The sequence below is a fragment of the Streptomyces sp. NPDC005784 genome, from assembly GCF_042871525.1.
GTDB lineage: Bacteria > Actinomycetota > Actinomycetes > Streptomycetales > Streptomycetaceae > Streptomyces.
Genome location: NZ_JBIAIQ010000040.1, coordinates 57,173 through 76,383 on the forward strand (window position 1 = coordinate 57,173; position 19,211 = coordinate 76,383).

Below are 19,211 nucleotides of genomic sequence, written 5' to 3' on the forward strand. Positions count from 1 at the left end.
GCGAACGCAACCGGATCGCTCCTTCGGCCATAGATTGGTCATTTCCGGTCATTCGTTGTGATCTTCCTATTTACGGTCTGACGCTCGGTCAAAGAAGCGGGCCGGGTCCCGTCACGGCCGCAGAGCCGTGTCCCGGCCTTGCGGTGGGTGGTGGATGCCATGCACGAAGAGACCGAGATCGCCGACAAGGTCGGCAGCGTCAGCGCGAACCGGTACGCGGAGATTGTCGCCGAGCTGCGGAAACTGGTGGAGACCGCCAGCCGGATCCAGTTCACGACCGGCGACTACGCACTCGAAGTCGAACCGATGCGGGAGTCCGGCGGCCAGGAGCGGAGCGATTCGCTGTTCACGGTCAAGGACTCGCTGTTCCGCCTGGCCGAGGACATCGGGCTGTCCTACGCGATGGTGGACAAGGCCCGGTGGACCGCGTCGAAGTGGCCGAAGGACCGGCGGTTGTCGGGAGTGTCGTTCACGGTCCACCAGATCCTGGCGTCCGTCGCCGATGACGAGGAACGGTTCGCCACGATCCTCACCCCGCCCGAGGGCAGGTCCCGTTGGACGCCGGACGAGGCGAACCGCAGGGTCGGCCGTCAGGTCGTCAAGCCCGTCACCCCGCAGGAGAAGGTCAGCGCGATCCACACCCTCGCCCAGGACGAGGCGGTCGCCGCGGCGGTGACCGGGGACCTGTTGCGGCGCCCGTCGGTGGTCGCGCAGGTGAAGGACGAGGACAAGGTCAGGGCGGTGGCGGAGCTGACCCGCGAGGACAAGGTCGCCGCTGCGGTCGCCCCGGACTTCCTGCGGCGTCCGGCCGTCGTCGCCCGGGTCGCCCCGGCGGACAAGGTCCGCGCGGTCGAGGAGCTGACCCGCGACGATACCGTCGCGGCGACGGTGACCACCGGTCTGCTGCGACGTCCTGACGTCGCGTTCCGGGCGATGTCGGACGACACCGCCCGCCACCAGGTCAACCACGCCCAGGTCGAGCGGGGCCGGCAGGCCCGCGAGCACTTCGAGGAGACCAGCCCCGTCGCCCCGGCGGTCAAGAAGATCGACCGGACCGTGGAGTTCCTGGACCTGATCACCGCCTGCCACGCGTTCGTCGCCGCGGCCGGCCGGGTCGTCCCCGCGATGCGCGACCGGCAGCTCGGCGACGACGAACGGGTGGTCGTGCACGAGAACGTAGCCCGGGTGCGGGCGACGCTGGACTGGATCGAGACGGCCGTGGACACCGGGAAGGTCGACGTCGACGGCGAACTGGCCCGGCTCTTGCAGGGTGAATAGCCGATGCCCCGTGCCTCCGAGCGCAGATCGCCGGCGGCCCAGCGGCACGCCGACACCGTCCGCTTCGTGCTGTTCGAGGCACGGCCGGCCGGTCTGACCTTCAACCAGCTGGTCAGATCCAGCGAGCTCTCGCCCCACCAGACCCGATCAGGCCTGGCCTGCCTGCGGGACACCATCACCGAACGCGGCTGGCCGCCGCTGATCTGGACCAGGCCGGACGGCTACAAGTTCTGCGCCGACCCCGCCGAACTCCAGGCCTACGAAGTCGCGATCATCCGCGGCAAGCTCACCGAGATCCGCCGCTTCATCACCGGGACCGTCGCCCCGCACGCCACTCTGCAGCCCAAGGGCCGGTGGATCAAGCACCTGAACACCCAGCTCAGCTCGGTGGAGTCCACGCTCGACGTGATCGCCGACTTCACCGACGCCTGACCACCGGGCCCGGCCGCCGACGGCGGCCGGGCCCCGACCCGACACCAGGGAAGGGAAGACCGTGATGCGTCGCCGCTGCTATCCCTCCGACACCTGGGACGACGAGTGGGCCTTGATCGCACCCCTGCTGCCCACCCCGGCCTGCGAAACCCGGGCCGGCGGACGGCCGGAGAAGCACCCCCGCCGGGAGATCGTGGACGCGATTCGGTACGTCGTCGACACGGGATGCAAGTGGCGCGCGCTGCCGAAGGACTTCCCGCCCTGGCGGACGGCCTACGGTTTCATGGCCCGCTGGGCCGCGGCCGGAGTCGTCGGTCAGATCCGCGACCGGCTCCGCAAGCGAGTGCGCCGCGACATGGGCCGATCGCCCGGTGCGGTCGCCACCATCATCGACTCGCAGTCGGTGAAGGCCGCCGATACCGTCGGCAAGGACTCTCGCGGCTACGACGCGGCGAAGAAAATCAACGGCCGCAAGCGGCACCTGGTCGTGGACACCAAGGGCCTGCCACTGTTCGTCATGGTCACCGCGGCCAACATCACCGACCGTGATGCGGCGAAGGAAGTGCTGTTCCGGCTGCGGCTGATGCACCCGGAGATCACCATCGTCTGGGCCGACTCGGCCTATGCCGGACAGCTCGTGACCTGGGCGAAGAAGTACCTGAACCTCACGATCAAAACGGTGAGCCGACCGAAGGACGCGAAGGGGTTCGTCGTCCTTCCCCGCCGTTGGGTGGTCGAACGGACCAACGCCTGGGTCATGCACGCCCGCCGGCACGCCCGCGACTACGAACGCCTCGTCCAGCACTCCGAGTCGCTGATCACCTGGGCCGCTATCACCCTGATGACCAGGCGCATCACCCGTCGAAGCTCCCGCAGAAGCGGACAACCGGCATCCCGCGAGGCCCAACGCGACTGATCGTCTTGGCACTGACGGCCAGCAGCCCCACCAAGAAGTCACCGGGCCTCGGGCCGACCCAATTGTCGCACCATCACGACGGCCCCATCGGCGCAACCCGCAACACCACGGTGTTCACCGGGTCCAAATCGCCGAAGCCGAGACGGAAGGCTGGCTCGGCAAGACTCTGGCAGGGCTGTCACCGCCGCGTTGCGATCAGGGAGGGCGGCTGTTGTTGTGAGAGTGCAGTCAGGCGGCGAAGGAGGCGAGCAGTTCGTTGTACTGCTTGGCGGCGGTGGCCAGGTCCTCGTCGGAGAGGCCGAAAGCCGTGCCGTACAGCTTGACCATCGGCTGGATGTCGAACTGGCAGAGCCGCAGGGTTGCGTGCCAGTTGCCGAGGAGGGTCTCGATGGTGGCCTGGTTCGAGCCTTCGGGGGTGTAGTGGTCGGCGGGGACGCCGGTGGTGACGGCGACGACGGCCTTCTTGCCCGCCAGCTGCGAGGCGGAGCCGTCCATGGTGAAGGCCCAGCCGAGGGTGAAGACCTTGTCCTGCCACTGCTTGAACAGAGGGGTGGTGTTGTACCAGAACACGGGGTGCTGGAAGACGATCACGTCGTGGTCGGCCAGCAGTGCCTGCTCGGCGGCGGCGTCGATCTGGAAGTCGGGGTAGGTGGCGTAGAGGTCGTGCACGGTGACATGGGCCAGGTCGCGGACGGCGTCCACGAGCGCCGCGTTGGCCCTCGACTGGGACAGGTTGGGGTGGCCTATGACAAGAAGAACCTTGGACATGATGAGAAACCTCTTCAGTGATCAGTGAGATGGGTAGACGGACGCGGGTTGGTTGGTGTGACGTGCCGGGAACTTCGCCGGAGCGTCAGTCCTTCGAAGTCCAGGAGCACTGGCTGAGCCGGGAACAGCGGTCAGCGGTCGATGCTGGCCATGTTGGTCTCGTCGTGGCGTTCGCCTGCGGCGGGTGTGAGGTTGTTGAGGCGGTCGAGCTGCGTGGGGGTGAGTTCCACACCGTCGGCGGCGGTGTTCTCTTCGACGCGTGAGACGCGGCGGGTGCCGGGGATGGGGGCGATGTCGTCGCCGCGGGTCAGCAGCCAGGCCAGCGCGGTCTGGGCCGGGGTGGCGCCGATTTCGGCGCCGATGGCCTGTACTTCGTCGACGATGCGCAGGTTGCGCTGGAAGTTCTCGCCGGTGAAGCGCGGGTTGGTCTTGCGCCAGTCGTCGTCGGCGAAGTCGTCGACGGTGCGGATCTGCCCGGTCAGCAGGCCGTGCCCGAGCGGCGAGTAGGGAACGAACCCGATACCGAGCTCGCGCAGCAACGGCAGGATCTCGGCCTCGACGTCGCGGGTCCACAGGGAGTATTCGGTCTGCAGCGCAGCCACCGGATGCACGGCGTGGGCGCGGCGGATCGTCTCGGGGCCGGCCTCGGAGAGGCCGATGTGGCGCACCTTGCCCTGGGCGATCAGCTCGGCCAGCGCGCCGACGGTCTCCTCGATGGGTGTGTTGGGGTCGACGCGGTGCTGGTAGTAGAGGTCGATGTGGTCGGTGCCGAGCCGCAGGAGTGAGCCTTCGACGGCGGTCTTCACGTTGGCGGGGCTGCTGTCGATGACGCCGGGGCCGTTGCCGGCGTGGGAGACGAGACCGAACTTCGTCGCCACGACGACGTCGTCGCGGCGGCCCTTGATGGCCTTGCCGACGATTTCCTCGCTGTGGAAGGGGCCGTAGATCTCGGCGGTGTCGATGTGGGTGACGCCGAGGTCCAGCGCCCGGTGGATGGTGCGGATCGATTCGGCGTCATCGAGGCCCCCGCCGGTGGTGTAGGTGCCGGCCATGGTCATGGCTCCCAGGCCGATGCGGGAGACATCGAGCCCGCCCAGTGATACGTGCTTCATCAAGTACTCCTTGTCGTGACGGCCGTCAGGCCGGTCGGTGGTCGTGCGTAGTGGGGTGCGCCACCAGTTGGCGGACCGGGCTGGGGTGATTCGCGCGCTGTCGACGCGGGCGCCGTCGGCCGGGTCGCGGGTCGGGGCCGTAGGCGCACCCGGTGGCTGCCAGCCTCGGCCTGGCGTGGTGCTCAGACGTGGATGTCGTCGCAGGTCAGGCAGCCGAGGACATCCGTGCCGCGGTCGTTGCATGATGTGCTTCATCCGGGCAAGCCGGGCGCGCACCCGGCCGATCACGGGGTATGCGAACCGGCCGGTGCCGGGTGGGGTCCGACGCTGGTGTCGGCGGGACCAGGCGGCGGATCCCTGGGTTGAACCGGCTGCGGCGGGTCAGTGCTCGTGGGCCGCCGGCTCCAGAACGAGGACCGGGATCTCACGGTCCGTGTTCTTCTGGTACTCGGCATAGTCGGGGAACGCCTCGACGGCTCGGGCCCACCACAGGGCCTTCTCGTCCCCGGTCACCTCGTGTGCCAGCATGTCCTGGCGCACCGGGCCGTCCTGCAGCTCGACCCGGGGGTCGGCCACCGCGTTGTGGTACCAGACCGGGTGGGTGGGGGCTCCCGCCATGGAGGCGATGACGGCGTAGGAGCCGTCGTGCTCCACCCGCATGACCGGGGTCTTGCGGATCTTGCCGCTCTTCGCGCCCAGGGTGGTCAGGATGACGGCGGGCAGGTCCCGGAGCCTCTCGTCCTCTTCCCGTGCGACCAGGACACTCAGCGTCGTTCCCTGCGTACCGCCGGAGCTTTCGTACAGCTCCACCTGGTCACGCACAAACTGCGCCTTGCTCGGCTCGTACTCGCCTTTGAGGGGCATGTTGACTCTCTCCGTGCTGTCGGAAAACGCACCCGGCAGCGGTCCTCCGTCCCGGGCGGGGCGTGGTGGTCAGGCATGGGCGTCGTCGTAGGCCAGGCGGCCGCCCAGCTCGCGGGATGCCTCGGCCTGGGCAAGGAGCTCCTTCGCCTTGGCCTCGGCAGCCTCGATGGCGTCCGCACCGGCGACGAACCGCAGCAGCGGCTTGTCCTGGCCGACGATGGTCAGCAGGGCGCGGGCGAGCTTGGCCGGGTCGCCCGGCTGCTGGCCGTTCATGCTCTTCATGCCCTCGATCCGCGGGGCGGTGCGCGGGGCATAGTCGTCGATGGACAGCTCGGGCCAGTTGGTGGAGCCGTCCACGAGGAGTTCGGTGCGGAAGTAGCCGGGCTCCACGATCGTGGTGTGGACGTTGTACGGCTCGACGTCGTAGCGCAGGGACTCCATCCAGCCCTCTTCCGCGAACTTGGAGGCTGCATAGGCGGAGGTGAACTCCATGCCGACCAGCCCGGCGGTCGAGGTGATGGTGATGATGTGGCCGGCGCGCTGCGTGCGCAGGATGGGCAGGACGGCGCGGGTGACGTTCATCGGGCCGAAGAGGTTGGTCTCGAACTGCCGTCGCATCTGCGCGGGCGAGATCTCCTCGAAGTAGCCGGTGAAGAGGTTCCCGGCGTTGTTGATCAGGACGTCGATGCGGCCGAAGCGGTCGACGGCTGCCTGTGCGGCGGCCTCGGCGTCCTCCAGGCTGGTGACGTCGAGCCTGGTGACCAGCAGACTGTCCTGCGGCCCACCCAGGGTCTTCTCGACCTCTTCGGGGCGGCGGCCGGTGGCGACGACCTGGTGGCCGGCGGCGAGGGACTCGCGGGCGATGTCCGTGCCCAGACCGCGTCCGGCACCGGTGACGAGAATGACCTTGCTCATGGGGGGTCCTTTCAGGCGCCGAGATCTGGTACCCGCTGTCTGCGGGGAACCGGCGGCACGAACGCCGTCTGTCTGGACGGTTCACACCGCCGTGGGCGGTGCACCACCAACAAAACCGGCTGTCACGCGGGGGCGGGAGTCCCTGATGAGGGGGTCACTGACAGGGACCCCCACCCCGGCGGAAGCGCTCGTAGAGTGAAGAGCATGGCAGGCAGAAACGACCCCAACGGCGCAGAACATGACATCCGGCATGATTTCCGTGCGGAGATCCGGGAATTCCTCGGCACGCGACGGGCCAAGGTCACCCCCGAGCAGGCCGGACTGCCTCTGTACGGCGGAGAGCGCCGACGGGTCACCGGGCTGCGCCGCGAGGAGGTCGCCCTCCTCGCGGGCATCTCCAGCGAGTACTACACCCGGCTGGAGCGCGGCAACGCCACCGGCGTCTCCGAAAGCGTCATCGAAGGCATCGCGCAAGCACTGCAGCTCGACGAGGCCGAACGCATCCACCTGCTCGACCTCCTGCGCGGCGCCGGCACGACCCGCCCGCCACGCCGCCGCCCGGCCCAGCACCGGGTACGGCCCGCGGTCCAGCGCGTCCTCGACTCCATGGCCGGCACACCCGCGTTCATCCTCAGCGGACGCGGGGACATCCTGGCCGCCAACCACCTCGGGCGCGCCCTGTTCTCCCCCGTCTACGCCGACCCGGCACAGCCGCCGAATAACGCCCGGTTCGTCTTCCTCAGCCCGCTCGCGACCGAGTTCTTCCGCCACTGGGACGAAGTCGCAGGCGACACGGTCGCTATGCTGCGCGCCGAAGCAGGCCGCGACCTCTACGACCGGCGCCTGACGGACCTGATCGGGGAGCTGTCCACCCGCAGCGCGGAATTCCGTCACCGTTGGGCGGCCCACAACGTCCGCATGCACACCACCGGCGTGAAGCTCCTCCATCACCCGGTCGTCGGCGACCTCGACCTGCCCTTCGAAACCTTCCCGCTCCCCGACGGCCCCAGCCAGTTCCTCCTCACTTACACCGCCGAGCCCCACTCACCCTCGCAGGACGCCCTGAACCTGCTGGCCAGCTGGGCCGCGACCAACGACGACATCGAGCGGTCCGCGCCGGCCAACGACTCCCAGCCCGCCGACTCGGGTGAGACACCCGACTGACCGACGAGCCACGCGAGGCGACATGCCCGCCCGACCACCACGACTGAACACTCGGACGGCACGACCCGAAACGCATCGGGGTGGGCGATGGTGGCGATCGGTTCACATGGACGCGGCCGAGGCCTCTCGGGATCCGGCCAGGCCCAATGCCCGAGGTGTCATGTCGGGGCTGCGGCTGTCTCTCCCTGTGGGATGTGCGGGCCGGGCACGATTGTCCGGATGGACAGGTCCAGATCGAGGCGGCTGTTCATGTCCAGCTCGAACCGGCCGTAGGGGTTCACATGGGTCCAGAACAGCGGCGACAGACCCCGGCGGTCAGAGTCGGTGAGCTTGTCTGCCCACCTCGGGGTCGGCCAGGACCTGCTGGATCAGCAGGGTGTTGACGTGTTGCCGGAACAACAACGGACGCCCGCCCCGTTCGAATCCTGAGCTGGGCAAACGCACGGCTGAGGATCGAAAACAGGCACTGAAGGGCTATCCGCCCGGGCTGTGGCCCGACATCTGGGTATCTCCAGGGGCACTGTGCTGCGGGCGCTGGCCTCGGACCGGCCGCAGCAGTACCAGCGGGCGCCAAAAGGTTCGGCGGTGGACGCGGTCGAACCCGAGATCCGGGAGTTGCTCAAGGCAACGCCGACGGTGCCGGTCACCGTGATCGCCGAGCGGATCGGCTGGGAGCGCGGGCTGACGATCCTGCGCGAGCGGGTGCGCGAGCTGCGGCCTTCCTATCTGCCCGTCGATCCGGTCTCGCGAACGGCCTATCAGCCCGGCGAGCTCGCGCAGTGCAATTTATGGTTCCCGCCATGGACATCCCGCTCGGCTATGGCGAGGTCTTCGGCGACGAGACCGTCGCCGCCATGATCGACCGACTCGTGCACCACGCCGAGGTCCACTCCCTCAAAGGCGAGTCCTACCGCATGCGCGGCCGCGAACTCGGCCGTGTCCCCACCGCCACCGACAACGGCTGAACAGGAAGTCCACATGAGCTGGAACCCCTACGAACTTCTTCCCCCAGCGGCCTCCTTCTCACTGACCAGCAGTGACCTGCGCGAAGGCGAGAAGCTGGCGATGCCCCAGGTCAGCGGCATCTTCGGCGCCGGCGGCCAGGACGTTTCCCCGCAGCTCTCCTGGAGCGGCTTCCCATCGGGGACGCAGAGCTTCGTGGTCACCATGTGCGACCCCGAAGCGCCCACGGTCAGCGGCTTCTGGCACTGGGCCGTGGTGAACATTCCCGGCAACGTCACCCAGCTGCCCGCCGACGCCGGCGACGAGTCCGGCACGGGACTTCCGCCAGGCGCCTTTCAGCTCCCGAACGACGCCAGGACGAAGCGCTATGTCGGCGCCGGGCCACCAAAGGGCCATGGGAGGCATCGCTACATCTTCGCCGCCCTCGCCCTCGACACCCAGAGCATCGAGATCGACAGGGAAGCGACGCCCGCCTTGCTGATGTTCAACCTGTTCGGGCTGAGCTGCACCCTTGGACGCGCCTTCCTCACAGGTTGGTACGAGCGGTAGGCCTCGACACGAAGCACCGAGACCACACAGTGGCCCCCGATTGAACGTGGGGACCATCCCCGCGCGTGCGGGGAGCAGCCGAGCCAGGCGGCGATGCCGGGGACGACGACGGGACCATCCCCGCGCGTGCGGGGAGCAGATAGGTTCCGTCCGCGACGACGATTCCCATGTGGGACCATCCCCGCGCGTGCGGGGAGCAGCTCCGGGGGTGTGCGCTCCCGGGGCCGTTTTCGGGACCATCCCCGCGCGTGCGGGGAGCAGGACGGCGATGGCGGTGTGGACGCGCCACTCCAAGGACCATCCCCGCGCGTGCGGGGAGCAGGTCGAGGGCTCGAGGGTCGGCGCCTGCTTCGAGGGACCATCCCCGCGCGTGCGGGGAGCAGGCGGTCATGCGGAGGGGGAATTTATGGGCGCGGGGACCATCCCCGCGCGTGCGGGGAGCAGGACGCGATCGCCGCATGGATCGCCGCCGCCGCGGGACCATCCCCGCGCGTGCGGGGAGCAGTCTTATTCTTCTTCTGGAAATTCGGGATGCAGGGGACCATCCCCGCGCGTGCGGGGAGCAGTGCTCCGGGAAGCCCTTGCGGACCGCATCGGAGGGACCATCCCCGCGCGTGCGGGGAGCAGCAGGACGCGGCCGGCGGTCTGGACACGGGAGTGGGACCATCCCCGCGCGTGCGGGGAGCAGTAGTTGGTCTTGGGCCGGTACGGCGCTGCCATGGGACCATCCCCGCGCGTGCGGGGAGCAGTTGAGGCGGCTGTTGAACGGGTGGGGCGGCTCGGGACCATCCCCGCGCGTGCGGGGAGCAGCCGTACTCCAATGCCCACAGGACGCTCGCGGGGGGACCATCCCCGCGCGTGCGGGGAGCAGCAGGTGGTCCACGTCCGCCTGAGCGGTAGCCAGGGACCATCCCCGCGCGTGCGGGGAGCAGTGTCCACCATCTCGAAGAAGGCGGGATCCGCCGGGACCATCCCCGCGCGTGCGGGGAGCAGAAAAGGCGGTGCAGCAAGAGCCGGATCCGGGGGGGACCATCCCCGCGCGTGCGGGGAGCAGAGCTCATCCTGAGTCTTGATCTTCACGTAGCTGGGACCATCCCCGCGCGTGCGGGGAGCAGTGGAGCGCCTCCGGGGGCCGCACGTTCGAGATGGGACCATCCCCGCGCGTGCGGGGAGCAGTCTGGCGATGGCGTGACCATCGCGCATTGCCCGGGACCATCCCCGCGCGTGCGGGGAGCAGGACCCGGCCTGCTACATCCAGCCGCTGACCTCGGGACCATCCCCGCGCGTGCGGGGAGCAGCGAACGGATCAATGGAGGCGTGAGATGAGCGGGGGACCATCCCCGCGCGTGCGGGGAGCAGATGGCCAAGTTCCTTCAGCCGATCCCCGGATCGGGACCATCCCCGCGCGTGCGGGGAGCAGACTTCCGCCAGGAACGCATCCTTTTCCGTGCAGGGACCATCCCCGCGCGTGCGGGGAGCAGACATCACCGAGACACAGAGCGAACCCGGCCGGGGGACCATCCCCGCGCGTGCGGGGAGCAGTCTTCGGACTGACCCGGGCGCCGGAGCGACAGGGGACCATCCCCGCGCGTGCGGGGAGCAGACCGATGCGGCCGGTGACGTGTTCGATGCCGAGGGACCATCCCCGCGCGTGCGGGGAGCAGGCTGTCTGACCTGCGACGCTACCGGCTCGGAGGAGCGTTTCCATTGACTTTCGCTGATTCCGGCGAATCGGACACAACGCTCCGTACGCTGTCCCTTTCGCAGCGTTCTTCCTTCACAGCCTCGCTCGTTCCCCTGCCTTGTCATGCCTCGCCGGCTTCCGCCCTGTAGACGATCTTCCCGTCGAATTCCGCGAACCCGAGCGACTTGTAGAAGGCGCGTGCCCCCGGGTTGACGCGATCCGTCATCCACTCGACCCGGCTGCACCCGTGGCGCACCGCGGCGATGGCACGCAGCTCGTTCATGAGACGTTCGCCGACTCCCTGCCGACGGAGCGCATCACGGACGTAGAGCTCCTTGAGGAAGAGGGAGTGGGTCGACCCCGCCGACGGCCACAGAAACGAATAGGCGGCGAGTCCGACAAGATCCCCGGCCTCGTCCTCGACCAACAGTGCGGAAGCAAGAGGCGGTGAGCCGAACAGGGCTTCCTCCACCTGGTCCTGACGCTCTTCGAACGGCTGGATACCGGCATCTGGCGTTCCGTAGAACCGCTCGATCTCTTCGATCAGTTCGGCCAGTCCTCGGATGTCGCTCTTCTCGGCGGGCCGGATCGTCACGGTCATCGGCGTGCAACTCCTGTCGTTTGCGCTGTCGTGCATGGTGGCTGCGCGGACCCGGCGGCAGAAGCCCCGAGCGCCCAGCCGTGCCGTTGTAGAGAACCCTGGACATGCCGTATGAGATACGCCAGGTCCGCGCAGTAGACGGACGGGTTCCTGTATCCACGTGCCGCGCTGAAGCGGTGCGGCAGGTAGCCACCGCCGCATACGGCCACCAGCGGACAGCGTTGGCACTCCTCGGAGAGGGCGGCCGTCCCGCTCTCCTGCCGGTGCAGCAGCTTGGGGTGGTGGACGGCCGCATCGAAGGAGTCACTGAAGACGTCGAGCCCGAGCCAGGACTCGCCCTCCTCCACCGAGCGCAGGGTGTCCACGCCCTCGACGGAACCGTCGGACTCGATCACGACGCTGGCCGGCGGCGCAAGCCCGAGGGTCTCCACCGCACCGCGCGCGCCGGAGCTGAGCGCCACGATGTCCTCCAGCATGCGCACGCTGTGCTGGTACTCGGGCCGGGCAAGCCAGGCATCGTAGACGCGGCTCATCCACACCCCGTACTCCGGGACAGCGAGATCATTCCGATCCGGCGGCGCATCGTGGGTGGCGTGCGGCAGCCCGAAATCGATCACCGGAGGCTCGAACGACGCGAGGTAGTCGTGCACCTCCACGGGATCGTTCGCCAGGTCCACAACAGCGAGCAGCCCGGAGAACAGCCCAGGGCGGGACCTCAGCAGCTCGATGCCCCGTACCGCCGAGGCCGCGCTCGATCGGGAGGCGTGCGTGAGGCGGTGCCGGTCGTTGGCGGCGGGCGGTCCGTCGAGGCTGACGCCCACCTTCACCGCGTGCTGCTCGAAGAGGTCGAGCCACGCCTCCGATACGAGCGTCCCGTTGGTCTGTAACTCCAAGCGGACCTCGACGTCGGACGGGACGCCGTCCTTGAGCACGTCGAGAAGCTCCCCCAGGTGCCGGGGCCCGGCGAGCAGCGGCTCGCCTCCATGCAGCACGACGTGGACGGTCCGCAGCCCGTACGTCGTCACATGCTCGGTGATCCTCCGAACCGCCGCCCGAGCCACCTCCACGCTCATCCGCGCCGGCAGGCTCCGCCACGCCTGGTCTTTGGAGTTGAAGACATAGCAATAGTCACAATCAATGTTGCATCGATTTGCGACCTTGAGAATGAAGGTGTGGAACGGCGTATGAGGAGGCGTCGGTGTCATCGAGCAGCAGCGACTACAGCGGCCACGGCCAGATCAGTGAGGCGGCGTGGGCGCCGTCCCCGATGCTGTTCGATGCGGCCCGCTCGGCCGCCAGGCGGCGCTGCACGCGGGCGGCAACACGGTCCAGAACTTCGGGGCGGGGTGCGGACTCCGAGGTGTCCGGACCTGAGGCCGAAGGGGAGGGAACATTCGTGCTGGAGGGCATTCAACGCTCCTCGTGGTAGGTGTGCCGGGAGGCCGGCGCTCTGCGATGGCGGTTGAAGCAACGGGCAGCTGAAGCTGCTGAGGCCATAGATCGCCTCGCAACGTAGCAGCGTCGCCGCTCACCGCGGCATACGGAAACTGGTCACGTATTTCGCTCCGGTTCATCCCGTCTGCGACACCAGGAGTCGCTCGACGTCGTCGGCAGACGCGTTCGCGCCCAACCGTCGATACACGGTGAGTGCTTCGCGCAGCGTCCCTTCGGCTTGGGCCGGGCCGTCGATCGTCCAATGGCAGCGGCCGATCCCTTCCAACGCCCGTGCCTCCTCGAGCGGACAGCGGATCTCCCGAGCCAGAACCAGTGCCTGTTCGAAACGCCTGCGCCCGGCAGTCGGGTCACCGGACGTCCGCAGCAGCACTCCCGAGTGGTTGAGCACCTCCGCCTCGCCACAGCGGTCCCCGAGATCGCGCAGGATCTCCAGGCTCTCCCGGAACGCCTCAACGGCACCGGCCTGCTGACCGGCGATCCCGCGGGCGACCCCCAGCTCGCTCAGCGAGGAGGCTTCGCCGCCACGGCCGCCGAGATCGCGATACGTGTCCAGAACCTCCTCGAGCACACGGATCGCAGTCGGAATGTCACCCGCCATACGGTCCAGCACCCCGAGGTGGCGGATGCTGTTCGCCCGGCCGAAGCGGTCGCCGAGCTCGGTGTAGTGCTCCAGCGCCTGGGTGTGGGCATCGCGAGCACCCTCGAGATCACCGGTGAGCCGCTGCACCACACCCAACTCGTTGAGGGCGTACGCCTGGTGGACTCGGTCGTCCAGCGCCTTGTAGATGTCGAACGCCTCGCGCTGCCGCCGGATGGCCAGGCCGTACTCGCCCATGAGGCAGTGGACGATACCCAGGTCTCGCAGGGAGTTGGCCTCCCCCTGCCGGTCGCCGAGCTCACGGTAGATCGACAGTGCTTCGGACTGGGCCTCGACGGCCTCATCGAACCTACTGGTCTGGCGCCGCACCATGCCGAGGTCAGCCAGCGCATTCGCCTGACCGAGCCGGTACCCGAGTTCGCGGTAGAGGGCGAGGGCTTCAGTCTGGGCGCGGGCCGAAGCCTCGTTGTCCGCGATCAGGTACCAGACGATGCCCACCTGGTTCAGGGCATCCGCCTTGCCACGCCGGTCCCCGACGGCGTCGTACTGCGTCACCGCCTCGTTCAGGGTCTCGGTCGCTTCGGGGTAGGAGGCCATGAAGCGCCGTACGACGCCGAGTTCGGCCAGCGCGCTGGCCAGCGCCTGCTGGTCGCCGGTGTGCCGGGCGGCCTCGGCGGAGGTTCGGTGGAGTCCGACGGCCTGGTCCCAGGGGCCGGCCTGCCGCAGGAAAGGCGCCATCGCCGCGGCCAGACGGATCACGAGGTCGTACAGGGCGAGTTCGTTGGCCTGCCGGATGCAGGCCAGGATATTGGGACGCTCATTTTCCAGCCAGGCCAGGGCAGCCGTACGCGACTCCATGCCCGGAGTCTCAACGTTCTGCGCGCCATCCGGCGGGGGCGGCACGATGGCGCCGCCGCGAACGATGTGCTCGTTCGCGACGGCCAGAGCTGCCAGGTGGTAGGTGCCCGCACGCTGAACAGCCTGTACGTGGTCCATGCTGTCTCCTTCGTCAGCGAGACCGCGCGCATAGTCGCGTAGGAGATCGTGAAGCCGGTGACGGCTCCCCTGGTGTTCGTCGATCAGGTGGGCGTCGTAGAGCCCATCGAGCAGCTGACGGGCTACCGCCACCGAAACCGAGCCGAGGGCGGCCCCGACGTAGGCATCCAGTTCCGTACCCGGGTAGAAACCCAGGCACTGAAAGAAGTGCTGGCCCTCTGGTGGAAGGTCCCGATAGGACAGATCGAACGTCGCCGCGACCGCGCGCTCCCCCGCGCGAAGCTCTCCAAGCCTGTCTTGGGCCGCCACCAACCGCTCGCGCAGGTCCTCGACGCTCCAGGATGGATGGTGTCGCAGTCGCGCGGCGAGCAGTGACACCCCTAACGGGAGATAGCCGCACAGCCGCACCAGGTCATCAAGTACGTCCCGGTCGAGTGAGTCCACTGCCCGCCCGCTGAGCCGTATGAACAGGTCTAACGCATGATCCGGCGGCAGAGCCTCGACCGGCAGCACCACTTCCTCGTGAACAGCCAGCCGCTTCCGGCTGGTCACCAACACGAGACAGTCACTCCCACCAGGAAGCAACGGCTCCAACTGCCGGTAACTTGCGGCGTTGTCGAGAATGAGCAGCGCCTTCTTGCCTGCGAGCCTGCTCCGCCACATGGCGGCCCGCGCCTGCGTGATCGCGCCGACATCCTCGCCAACAGGTATCTGCTGCGCCGGCACACCGGTGGCCGCCAGAAGTGACGCGAGAGCCTCGGTCGCCTGCACCGGGCTACGCCCCGTCGTGTATCCGTTCAGGTTGACGAAGAGCTGCCCGTCGGGGAACCGCTCGGAGAGCACATGCCCGGCGTGCACCGCGAACGTCGTCTTCCCCACTCCGGGCATCCCGTCGATGACGTGGACCAGCAGGGCTTCACCGGTCTCCTGCGCAGCACGTACGGAGCGCACCAGCGACTCCAGTTCGGCCGACCGATCGGTGAACGCCGTGGTGTCTCGCGGAAGCGACCGCAGCACCAAGGCAGCCCCGGGCGGACCTGAGCCGTCATCCGGGCGCGCTGCCGGCTCGGGACTTTGCCCCGGCGCCCGGTGATCGTCCAACGCCGTAAGCAACGCTGTCAGCCCGGCCGTGACCACCCCAAGGATGACGAACGACAGCCAGGGATGCGCCTGTAACCAGCCCAGCCATGAGGGCCAATGCGACTGTGCGGAAACGGCATTCGTCACCAAGCCCACGAGCATGGTGGTGATCGCGCCTCCACCGGCGATGACAGCGATCGCCGCGCCGCGCCGCGCTCTCACGAGCGCGTCACCAGGTCGGCTGCGCCATACCCAAGAAGCCCCGCTCCCCGGCCATCGGACCGGGGCAGCGCAGGCAGAGCCGACTTGAGCACGTGGGCAACCCCCAGAAAGAAATCCAACTGACCAAGCGGACCAGCCTCAATGTGCTTGGTCAAGGTCACCTATGCGCCATCGGCGCTCCGGTCTGTCAGAGGACGACCGCTACTCGTACGAATGGCAGCCCCTTCGACCGCTCGAAGGGGCTGCCATCGTCCAATAACGCGCCATTTTACCGGAATTGGGAGGTTGTAATCCTTGTATCCCTCGTCAACGTATGAGCCACCCCCGGCGGAGGTCCGTGAAGCGTGACCACGAAGCCTTCGAGTTGACGTCAGCTCTCCGGGACGCCGGTTGTGGACCATTCGTCGGCGAAGTGCTCCATCTACTTCAGGACCAGCTCGACAGCCGCGCACGCCTGTCCCGTGGGTAGCCGTGGCAGGCCAGCAGGCGCTTGATGGCGCTGCGGAGACCGGCGCGGACCGGTTCACGGGCGATCCAGCCGGGCTTGAGCTTCTTCTGGACCTCCGCGACGAGATCGCGGACGATGCTCGCCAGCATTTCATCGCCCATGAGTTCCTGAGCCGTGCCGTGCTCGGCCACGGCGTCATAGAAGGCGAGCTCGCGCCAGTTCAGCGATGGATCGAACTTCCCCCGCGCCAAGCGTCTTCGACCACCTCCTTGGCCATCTCGACCAGCTTGGCGATGAGTTCGGCACTCATGTACTGCTGCCGCGGGTACCGGATCATCAGGTCCTGCAGACGGTCGGAGAAGGGGCCGTGCGGCGGACGATGTTGTGACGCGTGACCTCGCGCATCTTCTGCTCGATGAGCCCGTGTGTACGGGCGAACGTGGCTCTGACACGAACGTGCTCAGCCGCGTACGACTGTGCACTCAAACGCGTACCGACTTATGTCCCCAGCCGGACGGAGAGACCTCGCCGGTCAAAGTGGCAGTCCGATGCGGTGGGCCAGGCCCCGCAGGTCCCGGGCGGTGTGGGCGGGCAGTTGCCGGTCTGTGAGGAACTCGACGGTGTTCCTCACCGGCGCGTTGGCGAGGATGCGCTGGGGGCGATCTGCTCGACGGTCAGCAGGGCCGCGACCGCCTCGGCCTCCCGCCCGCGCAAATGGGACAAGGACCGGCCCAGATCGGCGTGGAAGGCGGCTTGGCGCCCTGGAGCGTGTTCCAGGGCCTCGGGATGTACCCCGCCCCCGGCGGTGACGGCCTCGCCGTGCAGACCCAGGTCGGTGTGGAGGCTCAGTTGGTGGATGCCGACGTTGGTGGGGCCGAAGTTCAGGTGCCAGGCACGTGTCTCGCCGGTGCGGCCGGCGAGGTTCGCGGCCTCGGCGAGGTGGCCGCGGACTTCTGCGGTATGGGCCTTCCCGGAACGCTGTCGGTTCTGGGTGAGCGAGGTGGCGGAGATCAGATGGAGTTCGCCGAGCGGAGCGTGCGCGTCCGGGCTGGTCAGATGTGCTTCCAGGGTGTTGGCTGCGGCGGTGGCCTGGGTGGGGCTGCCGGCCGACATCAGCACGTGCGCGGAAGAAGCCGGAGAGGGCGGAGTAGACCGGGTCGTCCAGTTCCGCAAACGCCTCGGATGCCCGGGTGACCGCGATGAACGCCAGGTCGGTGTAGCCGAGGCTTCAGCAGCAGCGTGCACGCCGGGTGGTAGGCGTCCGCCAGCAGCTTCAGCACCGCGCGCAGGGCGGCACCGTCGGCGGCCTCGGCAGCAGCGTGCAGGTCGGCCAGCAGCGCGGGCAGACCTGCGGCGAGGGTGCCGTATTCGGCCGCGTGGTAGTAATTCCCATCAGCGTCAGCCGCAGGGCCGGGATCGCCTCGTGGGCCGCGCTCGCGTGCGGGGCCACGGGGGCGAAGGGCTGACCGGTCAGCTCGGACGGGGCAATCTGCAGGGCCTCGTCCACGCCCCGGAACTGCACGGGACCATCCCCGCGCGTGCGGGGAGCAGCCATTCCCGGTCGAGCGGAACGCCACCGCTACGGGACCATCCCCGCGCGTGCGGGGAGCAGAGGTACGCGTGCACGGTGGGCTCCTTCCGAGGGGGACCATCCCCGCGCGTGCGGGGAGCAGACGGCCGCGCAGTACGACCTGATCCACGCTGCGGGACCATCCCCGCGCGTGCGGGGAGCAGGCGTCCAAGACCATCGCGAACGCCGGCGACACGGGACCATCCCCGCGCGTGCGGGGAGCAGGCCTGGCTCACCGTCCGCTCCCGCCGGTCGCAGGGACCATCCCCGCGCGTGCGGGGAGCAGTGAACAGCAGAAACGGCCACCCGTGGGTGACCGGGACCATCCCCGCGCGTGCGGGGAGCAGGACGGGCTGTCAGTAGTTGGCGGGGTGGCGGTGGGACCATCCCCGCGCGTGCGGGGAGCAGGGCTTGGTCGTAGCCGTGGCGTGCTTCGCCGAGGGACCATCCCCGCGCGTGCGGGGAGCAGTTGTGGACGGTCCGCGGGTCGGCGTGCATGGAGGGACCATCCCCGCGCGTGCGGGGAGCAGGTCGACTCGATCGTCCGCGCGTACGAGAAAGCGGGACCATCCCCGCGCGTGCGGGGAGCAGTCATCGGGGCTGATATGCCACGCAGCCTGCCCGGGACCATCCCCGCGCGTGCGGGGAGCAGATGCGCACCCAGTTCCCGGGGTCCGAGAGCCAGGGACCATCCCCGCGCGTGCGGGGAGCAGCCAGTGCGCGAAAGACGCGTGGGTCGGTGACGGGGACCATCCCCGCGCGTGCGGGGAGCAGACATCCTGCACACCACCGAAGGCCAGGAGCTCGGGACCATCCCCGCGCGTGCGGGGAGCAGTTGGTCAAGGCGATCATCGGATGGTTCGGGAAGGGACCATCCCCGCGCGTGCGGGGAGCAGGAGGACATGCCCAGCTTGGCCAGCGTGTGCAGGGGACCATCCCCGCGCGTGCGGGGAGCAGGGAGTGCCCGCGGTCTGGGCTTTCGTGACCCCGGGACCATCCCCGCGCGTGCGGGGAGCAGTCCATCACCGTCAGCGACAGCGACCTCGGCTGGGGACCATCCCCGCGCGTGCGGGGAGCAGACCGTGCGGGCGAGTACCGCCGAGCTTGTGCAGGGACCATCCCCGCGCGTGCGGGGAGCAGCCGCGCCGCCGGAATCCACGGTGCCCTTCGCCGGGACCATCCCCGCGCGTGCGGGGAGCAGACCCTTCACGCTGGTCTCGCCGGTATGCGGGAGGGACCATCCCCGCGCGTGCGGGGAGCAGCCGCAGCACAGAGAGGAGGTGACAGCAGTGAAGGGACCATCCCCGCGCGTGCGGGGAGCAGCCCTGTTCGGGTTCCAGACGCTGTGGGCTGTCGGGACCATCCCCGCGCGTGCGGGGAGCAGACCGCAGTCGCGCCACCGGTGAGCGCGAAGATGGGACCATCCCCGCGCGTGCGGGGAGCAGGCTGTCTGACCTGCGACGCTACCGGCCCGGCAGAGCGTTTCCATTGACTTTCCCTGTTGACGGCGGCCGTGGCAAAGTCCAGGTGTGTGGCCAGTCGAGTCCAGGCTGATGGCCACCGGAATTCCCGGTGGATGGCCGTCTGACCAGTGGT

Annotated in this window: 17 protein-coding genes, 1 pseudogene and 2 CRISPR repeat arrays; of the genes and pseudogenes, 8 read left to right on the top strand and 10 right to left on the bottom strand. The window is 68.8% G+C overall.

Annotated features, from left to right (window positions below; all coding sequences use genetic code 11):
- Positions 1-159: 159 nt before the first annotated feature.
- From ACFYR3_RS37965 to ACFYR3_RS37975, 3 genes are all read left to right on the top strand, one after another.
- Positions 160-1,278: a DUF6192 family protein gene (locus ACFYR3_RS37965; RefSeq protein ID WP_389286577.1), complete on the top strand. Its 1,119-nt coding sequence runs from the start codon at positions 160-162 to the stop codon at positions 1,276-1,278.
- A gap of 3 nt (positions 1,279-1,281) precedes the next feature.
- On the top strand, positions 1,282-1,710 hold the full coding sequence (locus ACFYR3_RS37970) for a RacP protein (protein WP_389286578.1): 429 nt from the start codon (positions 1,282-1,284) through the stop codon (positions 1,708-1,710).
- 64 nt (positions 1,711-1,774) lie between these two features.
- A complete protein-coding gene (locus ACFYR3_RS37975; RefSeq protein ID WP_389286611.1) occupies positions 1,775-2,626 on the top strand; it encodes an IS5 family transposase in 852 nt (283 codons plus the stop codon).
- A gap of 228 nt (positions 2,627-2,854) precedes the next feature.
- On the opposite strand, the gene ACFYR3_RS37980 is transcribed toward ACFYR3_RS37975, so the two are convergent.
- From ACFYR3_RS37980 to ACFYR3_RS37995, 4 genes are all read right to left on the bottom strand, one after another.
- Positions 2,855-3,394: an NAD(P)H-dependent oxidoreductase gene (locus tag ACFYR3_RS37980; protein WP_389286579.1), complete on the bottom strand. Its 540-nt coding sequence runs from the start codon at positions 3,392-3,394 to the stop codon at positions 2,855-2,857.
- 131 nt (positions 3,395-3,525) lie between these two features.
- Positions 3,526-4,506, bottom strand: a complete 981-nt coding sequence (locus tag ACFYR3_RS37985; protein WP_389286581.1) for an aldo/keto reductase — start codon at positions 4,504-4,506, stop codon at positions 3,526-3,528.
- Between the two features lie 381 nt (positions 4,507-4,887).
- Positions 4,888-5,370: a nitroreductase family deazaflavin-dependent oxidoreductase gene (locus tag ACFYR3_RS37990; protein ID WP_389286583.1), complete on the bottom strand. Its 483-nt coding sequence runs from the start codon at positions 5,368-5,370 to the stop codon at positions 4,888-4,890.
- 69 nt (positions 5,371-5,439) lie between these two features.
- Positions 5,440-6,285 carry an SDR family oxidoreductase gene (locus ACFYR3_RS37995; protein ID WP_389286585.1) on the bottom strand — a complete coding sequence of 282 codons (846 nt, stop codon included), beginning with the start codon at positions 6,283-6,285 and terminating at the stop codon, positions 5,440-5,442.
- Between the two features lie 204 nt (positions 6,286-6,489).
- On the opposite strand from ACFYR3_RS37995, the gene ACFYR3_RS38000 reads away from it, so the two are divergent.
- The 4 genes and pseudogenes from ACFYR3_RS38000 to ACFYR3_RS38015 all read left to right on the top strand — a co-directional run bounded on the left by ACFYR3_RS38000 (position 6,490) and on the right by ACFYR3_RS38015 (position 8,961).
- Complete coding sequence (locus ACFYR3_RS38000) at positions 6,490-7,449, top strand: helix-turn-helix domain-containing protein (RefSeq protein ID WP_389286587.1); 960 nt, start codon at positions 6,490-6,492, stop codon at positions 7,447-7,449.
- Positions 7,450-7,938: 489 nt separating this feature from the next.
- Positions 7,939-8,276: pseudogene (locus ACFYR3_RS38005) on the top strand (IS21 family transposase); the annotation flags it as partial.
- A gap of 27 nt (positions 8,277-8,303) precedes the next feature.
- A complete protein-coding gene (locus ACFYR3_RS38010; protein WP_389286612.1) occupies positions 8,304-8,414 on the top strand; it encodes an ATP-binding protein in 111 nt (36 codons plus the stop codon).
- 13 nt (positions 8,415-8,427) lie between these two features.
- A complete protein-coding gene (locus ACFYR3_RS38015; protein ID WP_389286589.1) occupies positions 8,428-8,961 on the top strand; it encodes a YbhB/YbcL family Raf kinase inhibitor-like protein in 534 nt (177 codons plus the stop codon).
- Positions 8,962-9,010: 49 nt separating this feature from the next.
- A CRISPR array of direct repeats spans positions 9,011-10,625; the repeat unit is 29 nt; unit sequence GGGACCATCCCCGCGCGTGCGGGGAGCAG.
- A 141-nt stretch (positions 10,626-10,766) separates the two neighbouring features.
- Here ACFYR3_RS38015 and haaN read toward each other — a convergent pair.
- The 6 genes from haaN to ACFYR3_RS38045 form a co-directional block, all read right to left on the bottom strand.
- On the bottom strand, positions 10,767-11,246 hold the full coding sequence (haaN, locus tag ACFYR3_RS38020) for a cyclophane-containing RiPP N-acetyltransferase HaaN (protein WP_389286591.1): 480 nt from the start codon (positions 11,244-11,246) through the stop codon (positions 10,767-10,769).
- Entirely contained in the window at positions 11,243-12,451 is a 1,209-nt protein-coding gene (locus ACFYR3_RS38025) for an FxsB family cyclophane-forming radical SAM/SPASM peptide maturase (RefSeq protein WP_389286593.1), read from the bottom strand. The genes haaN and ACFYR3_RS38025 overlap by 4 nt, the downstream gene beginning before the upstream one ends.
- Positions 12,452-12,464: 13 nt before the next feature.
- Entirely contained in the window at positions 12,465-12,656 is a 192-nt protein-coding gene (haaA, locus tag ACFYR3_RS38030; RefSeq protein ID WP_389286595.1) for a HaaA family cyclophane-containing RiPP peptide, read from the bottom strand.
- Positions 12,657-12,816: 160 nt separating this feature from the next.
- Positions 12,817-15,597, bottom strand: coding sequence for a cyclophane-containing RiPP biosynthesis TPR protein HaaT (gene haaT, locus ACFYR3_RS38035; protein WP_389286597.1), 2,781 nt, complete (start codon positions 15,595-15,597; stop codon positions 12,817-12,819).
- A gap of 426 nt (positions 15,598-16,023) precedes the next feature.
- Positions 16,024-16,296 carry a type I restriction enzyme endonuclease domain-containing protein gene (locus ACFYR3_RS38040; RefSeq protein WP_389286599.1) on the bottom strand — a complete coding sequence of 91 codons (273 nt, stop codon included), beginning with the start codon at positions 16,294-16,296 and terminating at the stop codon, positions 16,024-16,026.
- A gap of 376 nt (positions 16,297-16,672) precedes the next feature.
- Entirely contained in the window at positions 16,673-17,164 is a 492-nt protein-coding gene (locus ACFYR3_RS38045) for a hypothetical protein (RefSeq protein WP_389286601.1), read from the bottom strand.
- 131 nt (positions 17,165-17,295) lie between these two features.
- On the opposite strand from ACFYR3_RS38045, the gene ACFYR3_RS38050 reads away from it, so the two are divergent.
- Positions 17,296-17,511, top strand: a complete 216-nt coding sequence (locus ACFYR3_RS38050) for a hypothetical protein (RefSeq protein ID WP_389286603.1) — start codon at positions 17,296-17,298, stop codon at positions 17,509-17,511.
- A gap of 56 nt (positions 17,512-17,567) precedes the next feature.
- A CRISPR array of direct repeats spans positions 17,568-19,060; the repeat unit is 29 nt; unit sequence GGGACCATCCCCGCGCGTGCGGGGAGCAG.
- The last annotated feature ends 151 nt before the right edge of the window (positions 19,061-19,211 follow it).